Consider the following 18,780-nt stretch of genomic DNA (forward strand, 5'->3'; position numbering starts at 1 on the left):
GCCCTCGCGCGGTGAAACGCTTACGGCACAACGCTTACCGTGTCAAGAAACGCACAGAACCGGCAAGCACACGCCACCCCAGCCCACCCACGATCGTGCTGCACAGCCTCACCCACACAGCAAGATCAACTTAAGCTACGTGGCATTGGCCATAGATCAGTTCGTCCACAAGGACGCGGCGCACCACGTCCGTGGCGCCGGGATAAGACCTTTGGCCATCCCAGATGTCGGTAAGTCCACAGGCCAGGGCGCGAGCTGCCAGTCCGTGACCGGATTTCCGGTGAGCTGGATCCCGTCGTCGTAGGCTTGAATTACAGTAGTTCCAGTTTTCGCGCGAGGACTTTTTCCGCTCAAGAAAGACTTTATTGAATTATTGGTGACACGGATTGCGGATCGCGCTTGCTGTACTTGCTTTTCCTCGGATTTAACTCGATAGAAATCCGCGATCCGGTTGAAGGTACCTGTGATCGCCTCAGTTCGGGGAAGCGTCGGCCATTCGAGGATGCTTGCCACGACGTGCCCTGCTGCCGCCGAGAGACCTGGCTCCCAGACGAGCTCGTGGTCTACGGGAGGCAATGGGTTTCCCTTGACGGTCTGCTCGGTGGAGATCGCTTCTGAGATTCTGGCGACGAAAGCACTGGACGGCGCGAGGACGACGATTGTGGGCTGATGTCCGAGCTGATCGGTCAACATGTTCTGGAGTTGAAGTATCACGTGGTGCGCGACGGATTCGGGTGTGTATGGATAGCCGTAGTGGACCTCGTTTACGGTTGGCGGTCGATTGGCGGGGTGGTTCCGAAGGACAGCGTTGGCGTAGTCGAGGATGCCGCCTCCGGCGCTCCGGTGATTGTCTCCGGCGAGGTCGAAAAGCCTGGGGCCCAACGCACTGATCGCCTGGTGCAGCCGTTCCTCGTCGACTCCCTTGACGAATTCTTCGTAGATGCGCTGGTCCGGGTCCGCCAGGCAGATCACGGTGGACCTTTCGGCGAGGGCCTGGATGACCCGCCACTGATCGAGGTTGGTGTCTTGGAACTCGTCGACGATGACAAGGGGGTATCGGTCGCTGTAGAGGATCCGCAGGCGGCAGCTGTGCTCGAGGAGTGTGGCCGCGGTGGCAGCGAGCTGGTCGAAGACAAAGACGCCGCGGCTGGCCAGAGCCATGGTCTCGGCGTCCCAGTCGCCGTCGTGATCGGCTTGGCGCTGGCGTTCGGCGTCAGGCGGCAGGAACGCTGAGGGGGTGCCGGTGAGGAGTAGGCCGTGGGCTCTGATGAATTCGAGGAAGAACGCGTGGAAGGTGCGGACCTCCAGAAGCGAGCGGATGGCGCGAGGGAGGTGCTCGCCGACTCGCTCGGATATCTGCCGCACGGCGGCACGGGAGAAGGACAGGAAGACCACATGCTGCTCTGGCTCGAGCGTCTCCAGCGTTCGCGCTGCTTTGAGCAGTGCGATCGTGGTTTTTCCGCTACCAGGTCCACCTTGGATCAGCAGGTGGCCCGGAGCATCGAGGATCTCCTTACGGACGTCATCGAGTTCCATCAAGCGTCGCCGGGGTCTTGAGTGTCCTGGGCTGAAGGTCCACTTTCCGCTTGCGGACGGGGCGTCAGGCATTCGTCGATGTCGAGCAGCAACGTGACCAGGGACGCTGGGAGTTCGGCACGATTGCACTCGGCAATGAGCAGGGGGGCGTACGATTCGGACCCTTCCGCTTCTTCAAGATCTCCTGAGTTAGATCGCGCACCTGATCGTCGCTCGCCGGCTCGGGTAGCAGGCCGCACTGCGCCGGGTAGTCGGTGCGGGCTGCAACCGCGACGAGAACCTTGCGCTGGACGGACGGCAGAATTTCCTCGACGAGGAGAGCTTCGATCCCGGCGTAACCGATGTCGGTGTGGATGGTGAACAACTGCGCTTTGGTAAGCTGCTCGGGTGTCAGCGGCGTGGTAGGCGTGTCGTGCACTCCAAACACCGCTTTTCCCAAGGCAGCGAAGATCGGCCCGTACTGAGGGACGTCCTTATCACTGCCAGCGTCGAACAGGCTTAGACCGGCCACGTCGGGGTGCTGATAGGCGGTGGCGGGGTCGGCATCGAGCGCGTCGGCGATCGCCAGGAACGTTGCTACTTCGGTGGCTCCTTCAACGACGAGAACACCGCGGGCGAGCACGGCCTCGGCGAATTGCCGTCGTTGCTGCCGATACCTTTTCGGTTTCAGATCGTCGCCAAGTTCGATCGGCTTGCTCGTCAGGATCCCGTCGTCGTCGCGGTTAAGCACCACGATCCGGTCGGGGTCGAACCTTTCGATCACGTAGGGTGAGGCTTATTCAGGGCGAGATAACTCGTACCCGTTGGGTGTGTTGACATAAACGACGGCCCGCTTGTTGAGAGAATAAAGTTACCACACAAAACTCTCACAAAAACGGACCGCCTGACATGTATCAGGCCACTGGCTTTTCCCGGGATCGCATCGTGGAGTTATGCGCGGCCATCCGCCATAAAACCGTGAACGAAACGTGCCCGTGGCCGCCTATCTTGGGCTTGTTTACGTCCGTCGTTGTGGCGCTGACGTATCTGCGCCGCAACCGAGTCCAGGCGGAGCTGGCGGAGACGTACGGGGTGTCCCAGCCGGCGGTCAGCCGAGCGATCACTGGGGTGACACCGCTGCTCTGCCAGGTGCTTGAGGGCTCTGTGCCGACAGCTGACGAGCTTGACGGCCGGACGCAGTTCGTCGTGGACGGCACCTTGCTTCCGTGCTGGTCATGGGCCTCGAGCCCCGAGCTGTACTCCGGCAAGCACAAGACCACTGGCATGAACGTGCAGGTCGCCTGCACCCTCGCCGGCGGTCTCGCTTGGATCTCCGACCCGATCGAGGGAAGTCGGCATGACACGCATTGTCTGCGTGAATCTGAGGTCCTTCTGACGCTTGATCCTGGTCACTGGATCGGCGACAAGGGGCACGTCGGAAACGAGATGATCACACCGATCAGGAAACCCGCCTGCCGTGACCTCCTCGACTGGGAGAAAGAATTCAATACGCAGATCAATAAGATCCGCTATGTCATCGAGCGAACCATCGCCAACTTCAAGACTTGGCGCATCATGCACACTGACTACCGCAGGCCACTCTCGACGTTCAAAGAAACCATCTCAACCGTAATTGGGTTGGTGTTCTACGCGGCCAGCTGAATAACCCTCGGTGAATGGGACGTGACGATTGCCTATCCCATGGTTGTAGTCACGAAATCGACGAGGCGTCGCTGTGTGTGCCGCGGCAACGCGATCTCGGGTTCCTCCATCGCGAAAATGACCGAGTCAGGTCCGCGCAGATCGGCGATATACGTCAACAACGCGAACACGAGTACGTTGAGCGCACCGGTTGACAGCCGGTTGAACGGTACGGGATACGTACCCGGCTGGGTGGCGATGAACATCCTCAACACATCACGCAAATGCTCACGGGTCAAGTCCGAGGGGCGCACGCCGATCGCTGTGTCCTCTAGGGGAATCGATAAGAAATTCCGGACTCGAGATATTAGTGCACTCCGGATTTTGGCGAATCCTGCCGTACTCTCGGCCAGATCGATCGTATCCAGCGCGTCGAGTGCGCTGGTCCACAACGACTCGGTTTGGTCCGATTCCAGCCGTACGATGGTGTCGATCAAGGACCCCCGGCCGAAGCTCAACGCGCGATTACCTGTGCGGTTAGGCCGCAGGTACAGAAATCCGCAATAGCGTTTGTCGTCTCGCCGGAACGGGGATAGGTCTCCGCCGAGCTCGTCCTCGTCGTAGTCTCCCTCGGGGCGGCGGGGGTGGGCGAAGAAGGTGGCGCCCTCGAAGTCATCCTCGGCGACATTGAAGCGTACGAGGAACATCACGGGCAAGCGCCACTCGCCCTCGACCAGGTCGATCGCGTCGTCGGCGACCGGCAGGGCGAAGTCGTCGGTGTCGTTCGACCAGGGCTGAAGGTGACCGCGGAATCGGCGGCGCTCCTCAGCTGAAAGGTCCGTCAGCACGACCTCGATGCGCACCTGGACCGGCACCGAGGGTTCGGGCGGCTCCCCGGTCGCAAGGTAGCCGGCTCGATGGAAGTCGTACTCGTCGATAACAGGCCGTCGGTAGAGTCTTTCCAGCCCGAGTGCAAGGTCTAGAGCCTCGCGCACCGTGGACTTCCCGACGGCGTTTCCACCCACCAGCAGGCTGTGTGACTCCAGGAGAACGGTGCCACTGTTGATCCCCCGGAAGTTGCTGATCGACACTCGCCGTACCTTCGCTGGCCTCCTATCCACTGCACGAAGTGACTGCGTCCCGGTTCGGCGGTCTGCATCCAGATGTCGCGATCCTGATAGGAATGTTCCAGAAGACGTGGTATCGATTCCGGATCGTAACTCCGCGAAGTCGACGGAAATGGGCGCACAGGCCCGTCGACCTGCCCAACGTGGCGGCCTAGGGCCGGGCGCCTCACGCCAGACCGCAGTCACTCGACGACTGCGCTGGACTGCAATGCGACTCGCTGGTATGAAATCCCAGGATTTTCGTGATCTGGTATAGACTTTCAGCCGCGCCGGGAAGGCGTAGCAGCGGGGGACCAGGTTAAATCCGTCTTTCTCGGCAACGACGTGTCCCATCGGAGACGGTCGGAACGGGTGAGCGGGGCATGTAAACGGACATTGCACTGCCGGACCATTCTTCCGATGAACAGCCAGCTGACTGGGACGGAGCCACTAACGGCGTGCACCGACCGCATGTTATCTACGGGACGACGAGCAGCACCTGGTGGGAGCGGTTCGGGACAGCAGACGACGAGAACTTCGCCGTCGGTGACGACAGCGTGACGAGCCACCTCGGCATAGCGGTGGACCAGGCACGGCAGGTCAAAAGCCTGCTCGGTGCACGTGCCGGCACCCGCGCGTTAGACGCATGGGCATTGGACTGTAACAGCCTGACACCCAGTGCCTGTGAGTCCTGGGCGGGCCGGGCACGCGCGGAATTCCTCGGGGCCCATCGCGTCGAAGCCCCGCGCGACTGGCAGTCCATCTCACGCGAGTTCGCCGTCATCGTCTGGGACCGCCCTCCCGGGCACGTGGTGCTTGTGTTCGAACTGGGCGAAGAGGGCAGCCAGTCCGGCAGGACCCTGTAACCCGTCACAACGCCCGAAAAGTGCCTCTCGTGAGCTTTCCGACCATCGGGCACGCTGCGGCAATGCTCACGAGTCGGCTGTGTTCGACGGTTCCAGCTCTCGGTGTATGGCGTAACGACGGGCAAGCCATGCGCAGACGACAAGCTGGAGCTGATGGAACAGCATCAACGGTAAGACGACAACCCCAGCGGCCGCCGCGGGGAACAGCACAGTTGCCATCGGCACGCCGCTGGCAAGACTCTTCTTCGACCCGCAGAACACGATGACGATCTCATCGTCGCGGGCGAAACCCAGTCTGCGCGCCGTGGACATGGTGGCCATCATGACAATCGCGAGCAGGAGAGCGTTCACCAGCAGAAGCACCGCCAGCGACGCGAACGTCAGCCGCCCCCAGATCCCGGCGACGACCCCTTCACTGAATGCCGAGTAGACCACCAGCAGGATCGAGCCCCGGTCCACATAGCCGAGCACCTTCTTGCGCCCGGTGACGAACGGACCGATCCAGCGACGGAGCAGTTGCCCGGCGACGAACGGCGCCAGCAGCTCCAGCATGATGTCCCGAACGGAACCGAGCGATACCCCGCCACCGCCGGTAAACAGAAACACCGCCACCAGCAGCGGCGTCAGCAGGATACCGATGAGATTCGAGAACGAGGCGCTGCAGATCGCCGCGGCGACGTTGCCGCGGGCGATCGAGGTGAACGCGATCGACGACTGGACCGTGGAGGGAAGGCAGCACAGGAACATCAGGCCGGTGTAGAGCTCCGGCGTGAGCACGCCCGGGACGAGTACCTTCGCGGCCAAGCCCAGCAGCGGGAACAGGACGAACGTGCTGGCGAACACCACGATGTGCAACCGCCACTGCTTCAACCCGTCGAGGGCCTCCCGGGTCGAGAGCCTGACACCGTAGAGAAAGAACAAGAATCCGATGGCGATCGTGGTCGCGTACCCGAGTCCGCCCGCGACCGCGCCCCTCGCCGGAAGCACCGAAGCAAGCGCGACTGTCGCGAGCAGCGCCACGATATAGGGGTCAGGACGCAGCCGGGACAGCACCTGGATCCGCGACACGAAGTACCTCTTTCACTGCCGTAGACACCGCGGGCCGGGCGACGGGTTCACGCTCCGGGCGCGATCACGCGTCCACCGGGCTGTGCCGCTGGTTCCGGCTGATGTTGCGTTCCAGGAGCGCGATGGAGGCCGCTACGCCGACATCGCCCTGCTTGACTTCGGGGAGCCTGCCATCGTTGGCCCGCAGTTCGAGCAGAGCGTTGTCGATCGCGGTCTGCGCCGCGAAAAGACAGGGCGTGCTGTAGATCGCGACATTGACGCCGAGGTCCTCCAGCTCGGTCAACGACAGCCGCGGCGACTTCCCGCCCGCAATCTGGTTGAACAGCAGCGGTTTGTCTCCGATCACGCCGCGCACCTTGCGGATCCAGTCAACGCTGCGCACCCCGTCGACCAGCAGCACGTCAGCGTCGGTGGCCGCGAGCGCCTCCGCTCGCCGGAGGATCTCGGCTTCGTCGGTCGCGTCAGTGCGAGCGACCACGACCATGTCGGTCCGCGTCTGGAGCACCAGGTCCAGTTTTTCCAGGTATTCCGCCAGGGGCAGGATTTGCTTGCCGTCCACGTGGCCGCAGCGCCGGGGCCGCTTCTGGTCCTCGAGGATCACCCCGGAGGCGCCGATCCGCTCAAGGTGTTCCACGACGTGGCAGGCGACCTCCGGATCCACGTAGCCGTCGTCGATGTCGACCAGCAGGTGCTGCTGCGGGAACGCGAGCCGCAGTCGCTGCACGAAGTTGACCATGTCGGGCCAAGCGATAAAACCGATGTCAGGGAGACCGTAGTACGACGCGGCGAATCCGAAACCCGAGATGAACATACCGTTGTAGTGCTGAGCCGCCAAGGAGGCCGAGAACATGTCGAACACACCGATCAGTGGCGTAATCGAGTTTGAATTCACATCGAAGCGGAGGTTGTCACCGGCACGCATTGCTATCTCCCTAGATTGCCAGAGAAGGCCAACGGACACCCAAGTCTTACCCGCGCGCCGGGATGCCAGTAGGGCCGAAGAGGGTAGTCTCATCGGACTCTCATGATTCACTGGCCGGCACACGTCCGGACAACGACGGCCGTGAAGTCGGTGTGAACAACTGGTTTCAGTTGTCAGAATGAGGACAAGATCATCCATTGGGTGGATTCTCAAACGCGCGGATACCTAGGATGATGGCATCAATACCACCGTCGGCCACCTGGGGAGAAGTGCGTGCGCATTCTGCTCGCCGAGGATGAAGTGAAGCTGGCGCTCGCCTTGCGGCACCGACTGCAGCAGGACGGACATTGGGTCGACCTCGTGACCGATGGCGACGTCGTTATGCGCCGCGCCCGCGACGAAGACTACGAGGCCGTTCTGCTGGACGTGATGCTGCCGGGGACCGACGGGCTCACCATCTGCCGTACGCTGCGCGAACGCGCCCAGTGGATGCCCATTCTGATGATCACCGCTCGAGATGACGTCCGCGACCGGGTCCGCGGTCTCGACGCCGGCGCCGATGACTACCTCATCAAACCGTTCGCGTTCGCCGAGTTGGTCGCTCGCCTGCGAGCGATCCTACGACGTTCACCCGCCGAGCGCCCGGCCAAGCTCGTCCTCGACGGCCTCGTACTCGACCCGGCAACACGTACTGTCAGCCGTGAAGGACGTCTGATCCCGTTGTCCACCAGGGAATGGGCACTACTGGAATTTCTCGTGCGCCGCCGAGGCACCGCGGTCGGCCGGGCACAGATCACCCGCCACGTGTGGGGTCACGATCACGACAGCACTTCCAATGTCACCGACGTGTACGTCGGATATCTGCGGCGCAAACTCGATGTGCCCGGGCGGGAAACGGTCATTCGAACAGTGCGTGGAATAGGATACCAGGTCGGAACGCCGTGAGAATCCCGATCCGGCTCCGGCTCATGTCCTCGTATCTCGTCGTACTCGCCGTTCTGCTGGCCGCCCTGGCGGTATTCGTGCCGCTCGGGCTATCCCGCGACATATCGACCCAGATCGATCAGTCGTTGCGGCAGCGTACCGAGCAGCTTTGCGCCGATTATCTGCGTGAAGGTGACCGTGAGTTCATTGAGAATGCGAATGCCGCCACGTCCGGCCTTCTCGGCGGCCAATCGTGGGCACAACTGCTCACTCCGGGTGGCGAGGTTGTCAAGACCGCGGGCGACAGCGTGTCGACGACGCCCACCGTCAGCGCGGACATCGCAGCCTCCGTGCTCGGCGGCGATGTCCGCGTCTTGACCACGGAACTGGGTCCCCAACGACAGCGCTTCAGGCTGATCGCCCGCTCACTGGGATCCCTCGGCCATCAGCAGATCCTGGTCCTGGCCACTTCCTTGGATCTCCACGACAGCGTCGTGGGGCAGTTGACCTCGCTGCTGGTGATCATCGGACTCATCGCCGTCCTGGTCGCCGGCATCAGCGGCTGGTGGTTGTCGCGCATCGCCCTGCTGCCCATTATCCGGATCAGCCGCCACGCCGAGCGGATCCACGTCGGCCATCTCGGCGAGCGGCTCGCGGCACCGGGCACGGCTGACGAGGTCGGCCTCCTGTCCTCGACGCTCAATGCGATGTTCGACCGGCTCCGTGACGGTCTGGACCAAAACCAGCGGATGGTGGCCGACACCTCCCATGAACTGCGAACCCCGTTGGCCATCATGCGTGCGGAACTCGATGCCGCTCTCACGTTGCCCGATCTACCGAGGCCGGCCGCCCTGGCGCTCGAACGCAACGCCGCGGAGGTCGACAGGATGAGCAGGTTGGTGAGCAATCTGCTCACCCAGGCCAGAATCGACCGCGGCGAGCTGGAGCTGCTGCGCCGCCCCATGGATCTCCGGGAAGAGGCGACCACTGTGATCTCCCGGTTCAGTGAACTGGCTATCGCCAAGCAGGTCACTCTCCATCTTGAAGGTGCGTGCCAGCCTGTCGACGCCGACCGCGAACGCATCGACCAGGTGTTGAGCAACCTGATCGACAACGCGCTGAAGTACACGGAGGTCGGCGTCATCGATGTCCGGCTGCGGCAGGATGACACCGAAATCGTGACCACTGTGAGCGACACCGGCCCCGGCATCCCGGCGGACGAGCTGGTTCACCTCTTCGACCGCTTCTACCGATTCGACGGCGCACACACGAAGTCGGCTGGTGGCAACGGACTAGGACTGTCCATCAGCCGGGAAATCGTGCGAGCACATGGCGGTCGCATCTGGGTCGACAGCGCGCCCGGACGCGGCAGCAGCTTTAGCTTCGCGCTGCCATGCAGGTCAGCTCATACCGAGATCTGAGCGCAGCCGGCGCGCGATGTTCGCGACGGTGTCGTCCGCCTCGGCCGCGCGTCCAGAAGTGTCGAGCTGTCGCAGGATCACCAGGAAGCACCCGACGCCGCCGGTTGGGCACGGTGTTTTCCGGCCCAACCGACAATTCGGGCTCGCTGCGGTTTCGAGAACAGAGTTCATCCCTCTCGGTAGTCAACGCAACTCCTATCGTCGCCGGGTACCGACCGCCCGTCACAACCAGCCGATGAACCCATTACAACCGCTGTGACGGGTTTCCTGGTCTCTGAGCTGGTGAAACAGTGTTGTCGATGGGTTGGGGATATAGTCCGATTAGTCCGTCGCAAAACTCGAAAAGCGCCTTTGAAACGCCGCTTTTGAGACGCGTGCGACAACCCGTCGTCCCGTCCGACCTCGCGTGTGGGGGACTGTATGGCTTCTCCTGCTGATAACGTTGCGTCCCGCTCGGCGGTTCTCAGCGCTCGCCGTCGGGGAGCCGGTCAGGGTGAAGGATGGAGTAGAGGACGGAGTCTCGCCACGCTCCGTTGGTGAACACGTGCTCACGTAGTCGTCCTTCGGATATGAAACCGAGAAGTTTGACGACGGCGATCGATGCTGAGTTGTCCGGCCCGATTGCAGCTGTGATGCGATGCAGACCGAGACGTTGAAATCCGAACGTAACCATAGTTCGTGCGGCATCCGTGGCGTAACCGTTGCCCCAACGCTCCGCACCAATGGCGTAGCCACTTTTTGCGGCTTTGACGCCTGGCAGGCCGAGTCGAGCGAACCCGATGAACTGATCATCGTCATTGCGAGTAGGTGCAAGGTAGTACTCAACGCGCAGGTGGGCGCCTGCTCGTTCGATAGCGCCAGTTAGCATGGTCTGCGCTTGTTCGCGGGCGCGGGAATCGAACGAGGGAAACCGAGTTACTCGGTCATCGCCGACCGCGCTGAGCGAACCGTCCACGTCATCGACGGAGCTCGCGAAGTTGCACCTTGGCACCACGCAGACAGACCGCGCTCGTGGTTTGCTCGGCGCTCATCGTGGGAACGCCAGTCGCTGAGAGCTGAATCCGTGCAGGGACTCGCCCGCGCTAGAACGGGACACCGCGTCAGGGAGTGCCGCGCGGCGCCCGTCGGTAGGAATTCGGCATTGTGGTGGGTCCGACCGTACCTGGTCAGGCGACGGTGGCCGTGATCTTCCGATCGGACGTCACCTCGACACCCAGGCCGCGGTGCGCGTAGCAGGTGTTCGCTGCGGCGGTCAGCAAGGACTTCGTCTGGTCAGTTGTTACCGTCCCGTTGATGAACAGGTGCGTGTCGAACGGCGCGGAGTCGGCGGTCGCCTCATCGGTGATGAACTTGCTGACCTGGACCAGCCGTGGGCTGGATACGGGAAGGCGCCGGACGTCGACGTAGCGGCACAGCTGGGTGTGGTAGCAGAACGCGGTCCCGATGGAGAAGTACGCGAGCGGGCTCGGGGCGGTGTGACTCGTGTCGTCGCTGATCAGCGTCCACTGCGTGGCACCCGCGTTCGGGAACTTCACCGTGGTCGCCACCGTGTGGGTGTCGAAACCGGTACACCCCCGAGGCCTGGATGTGCCACAGGATGGAACCTTTCTGGGCGTCGCTCAGCTTGAGGTTGAGCGGCCCGTCGCTGGGCGACTTCACCAGGATCTGCTCCGTTTTGCCGCTTTGGTCCAGCGGCTTCGGGGGTGCCGCATGACGGAGGAACGGATCCTCCTCGGCTGGCGAGTCGGACTGGGGAACGCCAACTACTGGTGTTGAGCGGCCGTTCGTGTAAAGCGCGAAGGCACCCTCGTTCGCGCTGGTCATGGCGGCGCGAGCGGGCGAGGTAGACAGTGCTTGGACCACGACTTCCTCGATCTCGCTGTCGCCCGAGGCGGCAGAGGCCACCTCGATCGTCCAGGACAAGTCGCCGACCAGGGCGACCGCCTCACCGCGGGCGTACGATCCCTGGGACCCGAAGCCTTGGGTAAAGGAGATGGCGACCCGGTTCAGTATCAGTCCGCGGCGCTCGGCGATCCGGACGATCCTCGAGCAAACGTCACTGTGTAGGCCTGCGGCGAAGTGCATCAACGGGTGCCGGCGCCTTATCAGTGCCGCGCAGGTACTTGCCCTCGTCGGCCGGCATCCTCCACGAACGGCCAGTCGCAACCTCGGTGACCAGGCCCTCCTTCTGGAAGCGACCGAGGCCCATTACCTCGGTCCGATAGGAGGCCTGCGGCCGGTCGGACTCGGGCTGTGCCGAGCCGTCGCCGGCCGCGGCGGCGACGGCGAGGGGGTGCTGAGACTGTTCCAGCGGTGTCAGCTCGTTGTTCGCATCGGGCGTGGGGTTCATTGTCCGGATCCTCTACTCGTCATCGGGTCGTCCTGGTCCATCTCGTCACGCCGCGCTGGATCAGGAGAAGTAGGCGTCGAACGAGTTGACGTTGGCGAGGTTGCCGTCGGCGCTGGCGATCTTGCCGTCACGGATGGTCAGCACGTTGACGACGTCCTGATCCAGGGTCTTGCCGTTGTGGCTGCCGGAGTCGCGCAGTTCCACTGCCACCGTGTCGGTGCCGAAGGTGAACGCCTGCACGGAGATGTGCAGTTCGTACTGTGCAAGGACATCGGCGAGGTGGATCACCGCATTGACACCGCGCCGCTCGCCGGACACCGCGCTGGTGCCGGGAATGGTCCAGGTAATGTTGGCAGCGCTGTTCGCCGCGATACCGGCATGGTCATCGTGCGTGAACGCGGTGGCGAACCGGCTTACGATTGCCTGGCGTTCCGGATCGGTTAGCGTGGGCGTGTTATGCGATGGGGTCGAAACCCCGCCGGCGCTTACTGGAATCACGATCGCTCCCAGCACCGTTGCGGCAACCAGGGTGGCGCGAATTGCTTGGTTCATCATGAGTTTGTCCTCTCGGTGGTACGGCCATCAGCGGTCAGTTCGGTCGGTACTGGCAGTTCGAGGTGGGTCAGCAAGCGGGCGAGTTCGCCGTCGAGTTCGAGCCCGACCGCGGCGATCTGCGGATTGTCGAAGCTGCCGAATCGGGTGCTCGGCTGGTCGACGGAGAACCAGGAGCGGCCGTCACGGTCCTCGTGGATCGCGGTCCGCAGCGGCGCGTAGAGCATCACGGCCGGGTCGTGCCGGTACATGCGCTGCGCGATGGTGTGGTTACCCATCAGGTACTCCGCGCACGGCAGCCAGTCACCGGCCAGCCGCATGAGCGAGCCGACGTCGGTGCCCCAGTACCTGATGAACTCGTACGGTGCGTTCTCGGCGGTGGCGCGCAGCACGGTGTCCCAGTCAGCACCGATCCGTTTGAACTCCTCGAAGCGGGCGGCGTCGAACACCGGCACCGCGTTCTCGTAACGCTCGCGGAAGTCGGCGAACGTCGCTAAGGACGGGATTGTCAGTCGGCGCACCTCGTGTGCGACGACCTGGATCGAGCCAGTCACGTCGTGTCCCCTCTCAGTTTCCAGTGAAGTCGAGCGACGGCCTCGGCACGCCCGCACGGAGTGCGTTGGTTGCGGAGGTGAGTCCCCGACGGGTGTCGTCGGATTCGAACAACGGCATGGCGATATCGAACAGCGCGTTGTCCGCGGCGGTGACGCCACCGTCTTCCCAAGCACGCAGCAACGCCTTGTGCGCGGTATGCGCGCGGGTGGGCCCGGCGGCGATCTTGACGGCAAAGGACCTCGCGGTCGACAGCAGCAGGTCGTCAGCGACGACATGGTTGACGACACCCGCGTCGGCCATCACCGCCGCAGGAACCTGGTCCGAGGTCAAGGCCCACTCGGCGGCCCTCGCGCGGCCTGCCCGCGCCGCGACTCGCTGCACGCCGCCCAGCACGGTGACCAGGCCGAGGGATTGTTCAGGGTGAGCGAACCGCGCGGATTCCCCGGCGAAGATGATATCGGCGCGCAGCGCCAGTTCGAAGCCACCGCCCGCGCACAGTCCCTGGACCGCCGCGATCACTAGTAACGGCAACCGTTCCAGCCGGTTGAACGCGGACAGGTACTTCTCGAACAGTGCTCGCAACTGGCGATTGGTCAGGTCGGACCAGGTGGTGATGTCGCCGCCGAAGCAGAAGTCCCGCCCCTCGGCCCGGACCAGGACTGCCCGGGCACTACTGCGCCCGATGGTCTCGACGGCGGCCACCAACTCGTCGGCGGTCTGCTCGTCGATGCGGTTCTGTGGCGGGTTCGTGAGCACCAGTTCGGCGACACCGGCTTCGATTGAACAGGTGAGATGGCTCATTTCGGCTCCAGTGTCATGGTCGGTCAACCCTTGGCTGCGCGGCAGGAACCCCAGAGCGCGCCGGAGTTGATCCGGTCCCTATGGCGTTCGAGTATTGCGTCGAAAAGCTCACGGGTGGTCGCATATCGACGTTCCAGTTCGTCGAAGTCGCGGATGTACTGACGGGTCTGCTCGATGTCACGCGGGTCGTCATCGTTGCCCGCCCGCTTGTGGCCGCTGACAACTGCACGGGGTGCGAGCGATTCGATCCGGTCGAGCGCACGCAGCCAAGCGGCGCGGCCCTCGGCCGAGGACTCCGTGAGGTAGAGGTGCACGTCGTTGTAGACGGAGTCACCGGCCACGACGAGGTCGATCGACGGCACGTGCAGGCACGTCGTGTCGTCGGTGTCGGTATGCCCCAGTTCGATGACGTTCAACTCGTGGCCCTCAAGCAGAATCGAGCTTCCCTCAAGTTCCTCTGGAAGTACGATGTTGCTGGGAAGTTCATGGGGAAAGCGTGAGCGCCAGAACTCCCGTAGTGCCGGTGTAGACACCTGCTCGCGCATTCGTTTGAGCACGGTCGGTGTGGCCAGCCCGCGCGCCCCGGGAAACTGGTCGAGCACGGTACCGAGGCCGAACCAGTGATCTCCGTGGCCATGGGTGAGGTAGACGGCGGTCAGGTTCTTCCCGCTGTCCTGCAGCCAGGTGACGAGCTGGTCGTTCTGCTCGACCGTGAGTGGCGGGTCGACCAGGACCGCGTCCCGCTCACCCGAGATCAGCGTCGACGAAATCGGCGACCAGGCGCGCTTGGCCGTGCCCGGTGGCTTGTCGGCGGCCTCGGTCGGCACCGAAGGCGCCACGTGGACACGCCAGGTCAGTTGCGTTTCAGTCATGTCTACGAACAACCCTTGCTGGAAGAGGTAGGCGACCGCTCGGCGAGCACGTAATAATCGTAGCAGGTTTGGCTATTACCGCAAGGGATCAATTCAAAGCTTCAATGCTTCTGAGGTTTCGCACTTTCTGGTGACACGGTTGGTTGATCTTCTGGTGACACGGGGCGATGGCGGCGGTTTTGGCCGGACATGGGAGAAGCATCGGCGTTCCTTGTAACCGCCCGTTGTCCGAGAGATTCGCCAACGCTTCCTGTCTCCACCGTACCGTCCTGTTTGCTGTCGGTGCCCGAAGGTGTGCGGCGCGTGTTCACCGCGCCGAGCTTCGCCACGTTCACCTCGCTGATGACCGGCTTGCTGGGAGCCACCGGTTCTCGGACGGTGACCGGGATGTGGAGCGCGGCCGGTCTGGCAGGACGATCCCATCACGCCCGTGCGCACCGGTTCTTCTCCCACGCTCGCTGGGATCTCGACACGCTCGGATTGCTCGTGGCCCGGCTGGTGGTGGCCCGGTTCGTCCCGGCCGGGCCGGCGTCGACGGTGGTGGTCGACGACACGCTGTTCCACCGCTACGCCCATCAGGACTAACGGGTTGTTCTGGCAGCACGACGGTTCCGCGAAGAGCCGTGACGGGATCGGGCGGGTAACTGCTTCGTGGTCGTCGGCCTGGCCGTGACCGCGGGCGTTCCTGACCAGGCCGATCTGCCTGCCAGTCCTGTTCCGTCTGCATATCCCTAAATCCGGGGAGTCCAAGCCGGATGTGGCCCGCGCCCTGGCCGGTCTGCTCGTCCGAGCCTTCCCCGAACGACGCGTTCACGTGGTAGCCGACGCCGCCTACCGGGGACCGGCCTGGCGCACCGTGGCCTGCAACACCACATTCACCACCCGCCTGGCGAGCAACGCCACGCTACCCGCGCCCACGGGCAAGCGCGGGCATCCGGCCTGGAAGGGCAAGAAACGGCTGCTTCGAGTACACCGCGCTCGGCGTGCCCGGCACCCTCGCGCCGATCGCCGACCGGCCCGCGCCGCGCCAGATCGCGCGCGACACCGTCCCCGCGATCAAGGAGTACGGCAACACCTCTGGCGTGCCGATGACGTCCTCGCACATGACCTTCCACCCCGCGTACCGGGCGAAGCCCGTTCGCGCTCGGCGGCAGCATCGGCATCATGCCGGTGGAGTCGAGTCCGCGCAGCCGGGCGTGCCCGAGCCGGGCGACCTCGTCGTCCTGATCGGCGCGCTGACCGGCAACGAGGGCATGCACGGCGCGTCCGCCGGCTCCGCCGGCAGCACGATGGACGTCACCGCGGTCCTGATCGGCGCGCCCCTGGAGCAGGTGAAGTTCCGCAAGGCGCTGATCGACCTGCGTGACGCGGGCTGCATGCGGGCACTAACCGACATCGGCGGCGCGGGCCTGAACAGCGCGGTCGGCGAGATCGGCGACCCGTGCGGCGTCTGGATCAACACCGCACTGGTGCCGCTGAAGACCTCGGCGCTGCCGATGTGGCGGATCCTGCTTTCGGAGTCGCAGGAGCGGATGTTGCTCGCGGTCAAACCGGAGCGGCACGCCGAAGTCGTCGAGATCCTCGAACGCCACCAAGTGCGCACGACTGTGATCGGCCGGTTCTCCGGGAACGGGCGCTACACCGTCTTCCACCAGCCCGAGCAGACCGAACACGACGTGCTCGAACTGACCGCGGGCGAACTGCCGGCGGACCCGGGCGAGCTCGGTTTCGACGTCGCCTACGAGCTGCTGGACTTCGACGAGGAGCAGGTCGGCACGAATCAGGTGCCCGCGGCCGACGCGGCCGAAGTCGCGTGGCCGGAGCTGAGCGCGGACGAGCTCGGCGAGCTGCTGGCGAAGGTCGTCTCAGATCCCGAGGTCGCTTCACAGCACTACGCGGATTCGCAGTACGACTGCGACAGCGCAGGGCCACGTGGATTCCGGCCACCGACGGTGTTCTCGGAACGTCAACAGCGACGCCGACAACCGCAGAGTTCGAGGCGAACACCGGGCGGCTGTCGTTCGATACCGCGCCGCTTGACCACGACGTCGTGGTCGTCGATGGCATCGAGATGGAGCTTCAAGTCGCCTTCACCGCTGCGGACGGCAACATCACCGTCGTGCTTGAGGACGTTGACAAAGACCGCACGGCTACCCGGCTCGTACGGATGGCTCAAGGCGAGCCACCGCGACGGGCATGAGAAGCTAGCGACGGTGACGCCTGGTGCCTAGTACCCGCTCAGCGTGCCGCTCTGGCCAGTGCGGCACCGAATCGTTGCGGGGCACCGGTTGCGGCCGACCGTCGTGAGCGACGACTACCCGCAGATCGAGACGGAGGCGCTGCCCGGCACGGTGCGCCTGGAACCGAGCACTTCAGCGACCCGGCGGGTGTTGAAGCGGAGCCGTGACGACTCATCACGGGGCCTCGGCGCGAACCCGGGCTCGATGAGCGCGCACGTTGGCGACGTTGCCGCAGACGCGTACGTCGTGCCAGGCGCCGCTGTTGTTCTTCGAACGGTCGAAGAACGTGACGCCACAGCGGGAATTCCGGCAGGCCTTGAGTCGGCGCCACTGGTTGGCCCGCTGGGCGTCGAGCGTCTCGATCAGGATCAGCGACACCAGCCGCTGCCACCCCGTGCCGCTCGGCTCGACCCGAACCAGGCCGTCTGCGTCGACAAACAGACGAGCGTCGGCGCTGTCGAAGACCGGAACGCTGCCGTCGAGTTCGGCGGTCGGCTGCGCGCCGCCGATCAGGACGTGCAGCTGATCCCGAACCGCCAGCAGCTGTTCGCGGCCCGGTTCGTCGAGGTCGATCTCCGGCGCATCACGGTCCACCGCCTGCGACCACTCGGCGAGTGCCAGGTCGAGCCAGCTGCGCGCGGAGTCCAGTTCAGCGAGTAGGTCATCCTTGCGTGGCTTGCCTGCAGAGAGGGTGTTAAGCAGGTCCTGCACCAGCGCGAAGCTGCCCGGGGCAACTCCGACGTCGTATCGTGCCGTCGCCGTCCAAGCCATTACTGCCGTCCCTCGTTGTGCGGTGCCAAGTGCTCGCTGAACCAGTCGACGGCCGCCGCGCTGGCGGTGCCGAATTCGGCCCTGTACGGATCGAAGTGGCCGCCGGGGATGGTCACCAGCCGCTTCGGTTCGAGGGCCTGTTCGTAGGCCGCGAGTTGCAGATCGGTGAGCGTGACCGTGTCAGCGAGCACGACGATCACCAGCAGTGGTGTCGGTGACACTCGGGCGATCCAGGCTCCCGGCTCGTACATACGGGCCAGCCGACTGGACCGGACGGTGACCTCGTTGGCCCAGCTGCCATCCGGGACGTTCTGGAGGTAGAACTCGATGGCGTCCGGTGCCCGGTAGGACGCGGGCACCGAGAGATCAGCACTGACAATCACCTGCCGCCGCAACGGTTCGCCACGAAATCGGGCCCGTTCCTCATCAGCGAGGGCGTGCTCCAGGCCGGCGATGGCATCGGGCGCGACCCGGCGCAGGCCCTGCTGGTATCCGCTGATCGTGGGCACCTGCGCAACGACGCACCGCAAGCGGCGGTCCGTGGCGCCCATGACGATGGCGTGACCACCGGCGTAACTGGTGCCCCACAGGCCGATCCGGTCCGGATCGACCTCGGCTTGGGCTTCGAGGAAGGAGACGGCCCGGCGCCAGTCCTCGATCTGCTGCCCGGGGTCGACTTCCTGGCGGGGTTCGCCGCCGCTGGCGCCGAAGGTGCGGTGATCATGTAGCAGCACGACAAAGCCCGCTTCGGCGAAGGCAGTAGCGAACGGCTCCAGACCGTGTTCCTTCACGCCCGCGTAGCCGTGCGCCATGGTGACAGCGGGCCTCGGCTGGCTGCCCTCGGGCACGAAGAGCCACCCGCGCAGGCGGACCCCGTCGTCCGCGACGAACTCCACGTCCCTGCGCTCGACATTGCCCACGTAACAATCATAACATGTTCAGCTGTTACAGCAGCCGGTCTGGCCGCCCGCGCGCACCCCTCAGTCCTGCGATGACCCCGCCCGCTAGTGTCCTACGTCTTTAATTCCTAAGTTAAGTGCTAGGATTGTCGTTATGACACGCATGGGGCGTCCGAAGGCTGAACTGGTGCTCTCGGATGCCGAGCGGGAGCAGTTGGTGCGGTGGTCGCGCCGGGCGAAGTCGTCGCAGGCGTTGGCGTTGCGGTGCCGGATCGTG

20 protein-coding genes and 2 pseudogenes are annotated in these 18,780 nt (G+C 64.2%); 8 read left to right on the plus strand and 14 right to left on the minus strand.

All coding sequences use genetic code 11. The annotated features are described in order from the left end of the window. Positions 1-156: 156 nt before the first annotated feature. On the minus strand, positions 157-1,536 hold the full coding sequence (locus JWQ81_RS07115; protein WP_297538821.1) for a UvrD-helicase domain-containing protein: 1,380 nt from the start codon (positions 1,534-1,536) through the stop codon (positions 157-159). A 64-nt stretch (positions 1,537-1,600) separates the two neighbouring features. Continuing rightward, positions 1,601-2,299, minus strand: a complete 699-nt coding sequence (locus JWQ81_RS07120) for an ATP-dependent endonuclease (protein ID WP_297538823.1) — start codon at positions 2,297-2,299, stop codon at positions 1,601-1,603. A gap of 125 nt (positions 2,300-2,424) precedes the next feature. On the opposite strand from JWQ81_RS07120, the gene JWQ81_RS07125 reads away from it, so the two are divergent. Next, on the plus strand, positions 2,425-3,177 hold the full coding sequence (locus JWQ81_RS07125; RefSeq protein WP_297538825.1) for a transposase family protein: 753 nt from the start codon (positions 2,425-2,427) through the stop codon (positions 3,175-3,177). Positions 3,178-3,209: 32 nt separating this feature from the next. Here JWQ81_RS07125 and JWQ81_RS07130 read toward each other — a convergent pair whose 3' ends face one another. Continuing rightward, the gene (locus tag JWQ81_RS07130; RefSeq protein WP_297538827.1) at positions 3,210-4,247 is read right to left on the minus strand and encodes a DUF2813 domain-containing protein; all 1,038 of its coding nucleotides are present in this window, start codon (positions 4,245-4,247) and stop codon (positions 3,210-3,212) included. Between the two features lie 473 nt (positions 4,248-4,720). On the opposite strand from JWQ81_RS07130, the gene JWQ81_RS07135 reads away from it, so the two are divergent. After that, positions 4,721-5,128 carry a hypothetical protein gene (locus JWQ81_RS07135; protein ID WP_297538829.1) on the plus strand — a complete coding sequence of 136 codons (408 nt, stop codon included), beginning with the start codon at positions 4,721-4,723 and terminating at the stop codon, positions 5,126-5,128. 66 nt (positions 5,129-5,194) lie between these two features. On the opposite strand, the gene JWQ81_RS07140 is transcribed toward JWQ81_RS07135, so the two are convergent. Both JWQ81_RS07140 and JWQ81_RS07145 read right to left on the minus strand, forming a co-directional pair. Further along, positions 5,195-6,196 (minus strand): bile acid:sodium symporter family protein, encoded by a 1,002-nt coding sequence (locus tag JWQ81_RS07140; protein WP_297538831.1) that lies wholly within the window; start codon positions 6,194-6,196, stop codon positions 5,195-5,197. A 64-nt stretch (positions 6,197-6,260) separates the two neighbouring features. Further along, complete coding sequence (locus tag JWQ81_RS07145) at positions 6,261-7,118, minus strand: isocitrate lyase/PEP mutase family protein (RefSeq protein ID WP_297538833.1); 858 nt, start codon at positions 7,116-7,118, stop codon at positions 6,261-6,263. Between the two features lie 273 nt (positions 7,119-7,391). Here JWQ81_RS07145 and JWQ81_RS07150 point away from each other — a divergent pair, with 273 nt between their 5' ends. Next, positions 7,392-8,063: a response regulator transcription factor gene (locus JWQ81_RS07150; protein WP_297538835.1), complete on the plus strand. Its 672-nt coding sequence runs from the start codon at positions 7,392-7,394 to the stop codon at positions 8,061-8,063. After that, positions 8,060-9,463, plus strand: a complete 1,404-nt coding sequence (locus JWQ81_RS07155; RefSeq protein WP_297538837.1) for an ATP-binding protein — start codon at positions 8,060-8,062, stop codon at positions 9,461-9,463. The genes JWQ81_RS07150 and JWQ81_RS07155 overlap by 4 nt, the downstream gene beginning before the upstream one ends. A gap of 463 nt (positions 9,464-9,926) precedes the next feature. Here JWQ81_RS07155 and JWQ81_RS07160 read toward each other — a convergent pair whose 3' ends face one another. The 7 genes from JWQ81_RS07160 to JWQ81_RS07190 all read right to left on the minus strand — a co-directional run bounded on the left by JWQ81_RS07160 (position 9,927) and on the right by JWQ81_RS07190 (position 14,593). Beyond that, positions 9,927-10,418 (minus strand): GNAT family protein, encoded by a 492-nt coding sequence (locus JWQ81_RS07160; RefSeq protein WP_366942266.1) that lies wholly within the window; start codon positions 10,416-10,418, stop codon positions 9,927-9,929. Between the two features lie 211 nt (positions 10,419-10,629). Beyond that, the gene (locus JWQ81_RS07165) at positions 10,630-11,010 is read right to left on the minus strand and encodes a hypothetical protein (protein ID WP_297538839.1); all 381 of its coding nucleotides are present in this window, start codon (positions 11,008-11,010) and stop codon (positions 10,630-10,632) included. A 509-nt stretch (positions 11,011-11,519) separates the two neighbouring features. Further along, entirely contained in the window at positions 11,520-11,813 is a 294-nt protein-coding gene (locus JWQ81_RS07170; protein ID WP_297538841.1) for a hypothetical protein, read from the minus strand. 60 nt (positions 11,814-11,873) lie between these two features. Continuing rightward, positions 11,874-12,368 carry a nuclear transport factor 2 family protein gene (locus tag JWQ81_RS07175; RefSeq protein ID WP_297538843.1) on the minus strand — a complete coding sequence of 165 codons (495 nt, stop codon included), beginning with the start codon at positions 12,366-12,368 and terminating at the stop codon, positions 11,874-11,876. Further along, a complete protein-coding gene (locus JWQ81_RS07180) occupies positions 12,365-12,919 on the minus strand; it encodes a DUF302 domain-containing protein (RefSeq protein WP_297538845.1) in 555 nt (184 codons plus the stop codon). The genes JWQ81_RS07175 and JWQ81_RS07180 overlap by 4 nt, the downstream gene beginning before the upstream one ends. A gap of 13 nt (positions 12,920-12,932) precedes the next feature. Further along, positions 12,933-13,721 carry an enoyl-CoA hydratase/isomerase family protein gene (locus tag JWQ81_RS07185; RefSeq protein ID WP_297538847.1) on the minus strand — a complete coding sequence of 263 codons (789 nt, stop codon included), beginning with the start codon at positions 13,719-13,721 and terminating at the stop codon, positions 12,933-12,935. 23 nt (positions 13,722-13,744) lie between these two features. After that, positions 13,745-14,593, minus strand: coding sequence for an MBL fold metallo-hydrolase (locus JWQ81_RS07190; protein WP_297538850.1), 849 nt, complete (start codon positions 14,591-14,593; stop codon positions 13,745-13,747). 282 nt (positions 14,594-14,875) lie between these two features. Here JWQ81_RS07190 and JWQ81_RS07195 point away from each other — a divergent pair, with 282 nt between their 5' ends. From JWQ81_RS07195 to JWQ81_RS44825, 3 genes and pseudogenes are all read left to right on the plus strand, one after another. Further along, the gene (locus JWQ81_RS07195; protein WP_297538852.1) at positions 14,876-15,178 is read left to right on the plus strand and encodes a transposase; all 303 of its coding nucleotides are present in this window, start codon (positions 14,876-14,878) and stop codon (positions 15,176-15,178) included. Positions 15,179-15,696: 518 nt separating this feature from the next. After that, a pseudogene (locus JWQ81_RS44820) lies at positions 15,697-16,230 on the plus strand (AIR synthase-related protein); the annotation flags it as partial. A 413-nt stretch (positions 16,231-16,643) separates the two neighbouring features. After that, entirely contained in the window at positions 16,644-16,793 is a 150-nt protein-coding gene (locus JWQ81_RS44825; protein ID WP_366942267.1) for a hypothetical protein, read from the plus strand. A gap of 214 nt (positions 16,794-17,007) precedes the next feature. Here the strand turns inward: JWQ81_RS44825 and JWQ81_RS07205 are convergent, their stop codons facing one another. Further along, complete coding sequence (locus JWQ81_RS07205; RefSeq protein WP_297538856.1) at positions 17,008-17,604, minus strand: CGNR zinc finger domain-containing protein; 597 nt, start codon at positions 17,602-17,604, stop codon at positions 17,008-17,010. Beyond that, a complete protein-coding gene (locus JWQ81_RS07210; protein ID WP_297538858.1) occupies positions 17,604-18,524 on the minus strand; it encodes an alpha/beta hydrolase in 921 nt (306 codons plus the stop codon). Before JWQ81_RS07210 ends, JWQ81_RS07205 begins: the two co-directional genes overlap by 1 nt. 133 nt (positions 18,525-18,657) lie before the next feature. Here JWQ81_RS07210 and JWQ81_RS07215 point away from each other — a divergent pair. Beyond that, a pseudogene (locus JWQ81_RS07215) lies at positions 18,658-18,780 on the plus strand (IS630 family transposase); the annotation flags it as partial.

Origin of the sequence: Amycolatopsis sp. (assembly GCF_025464955.1) — a bacterium.
Taxonomy (GTDB): Bacteria; Actinomycetota; Actinomycetes; order Mycobacteriales; family Pseudonocardiaceae; genus Amycolatopsis.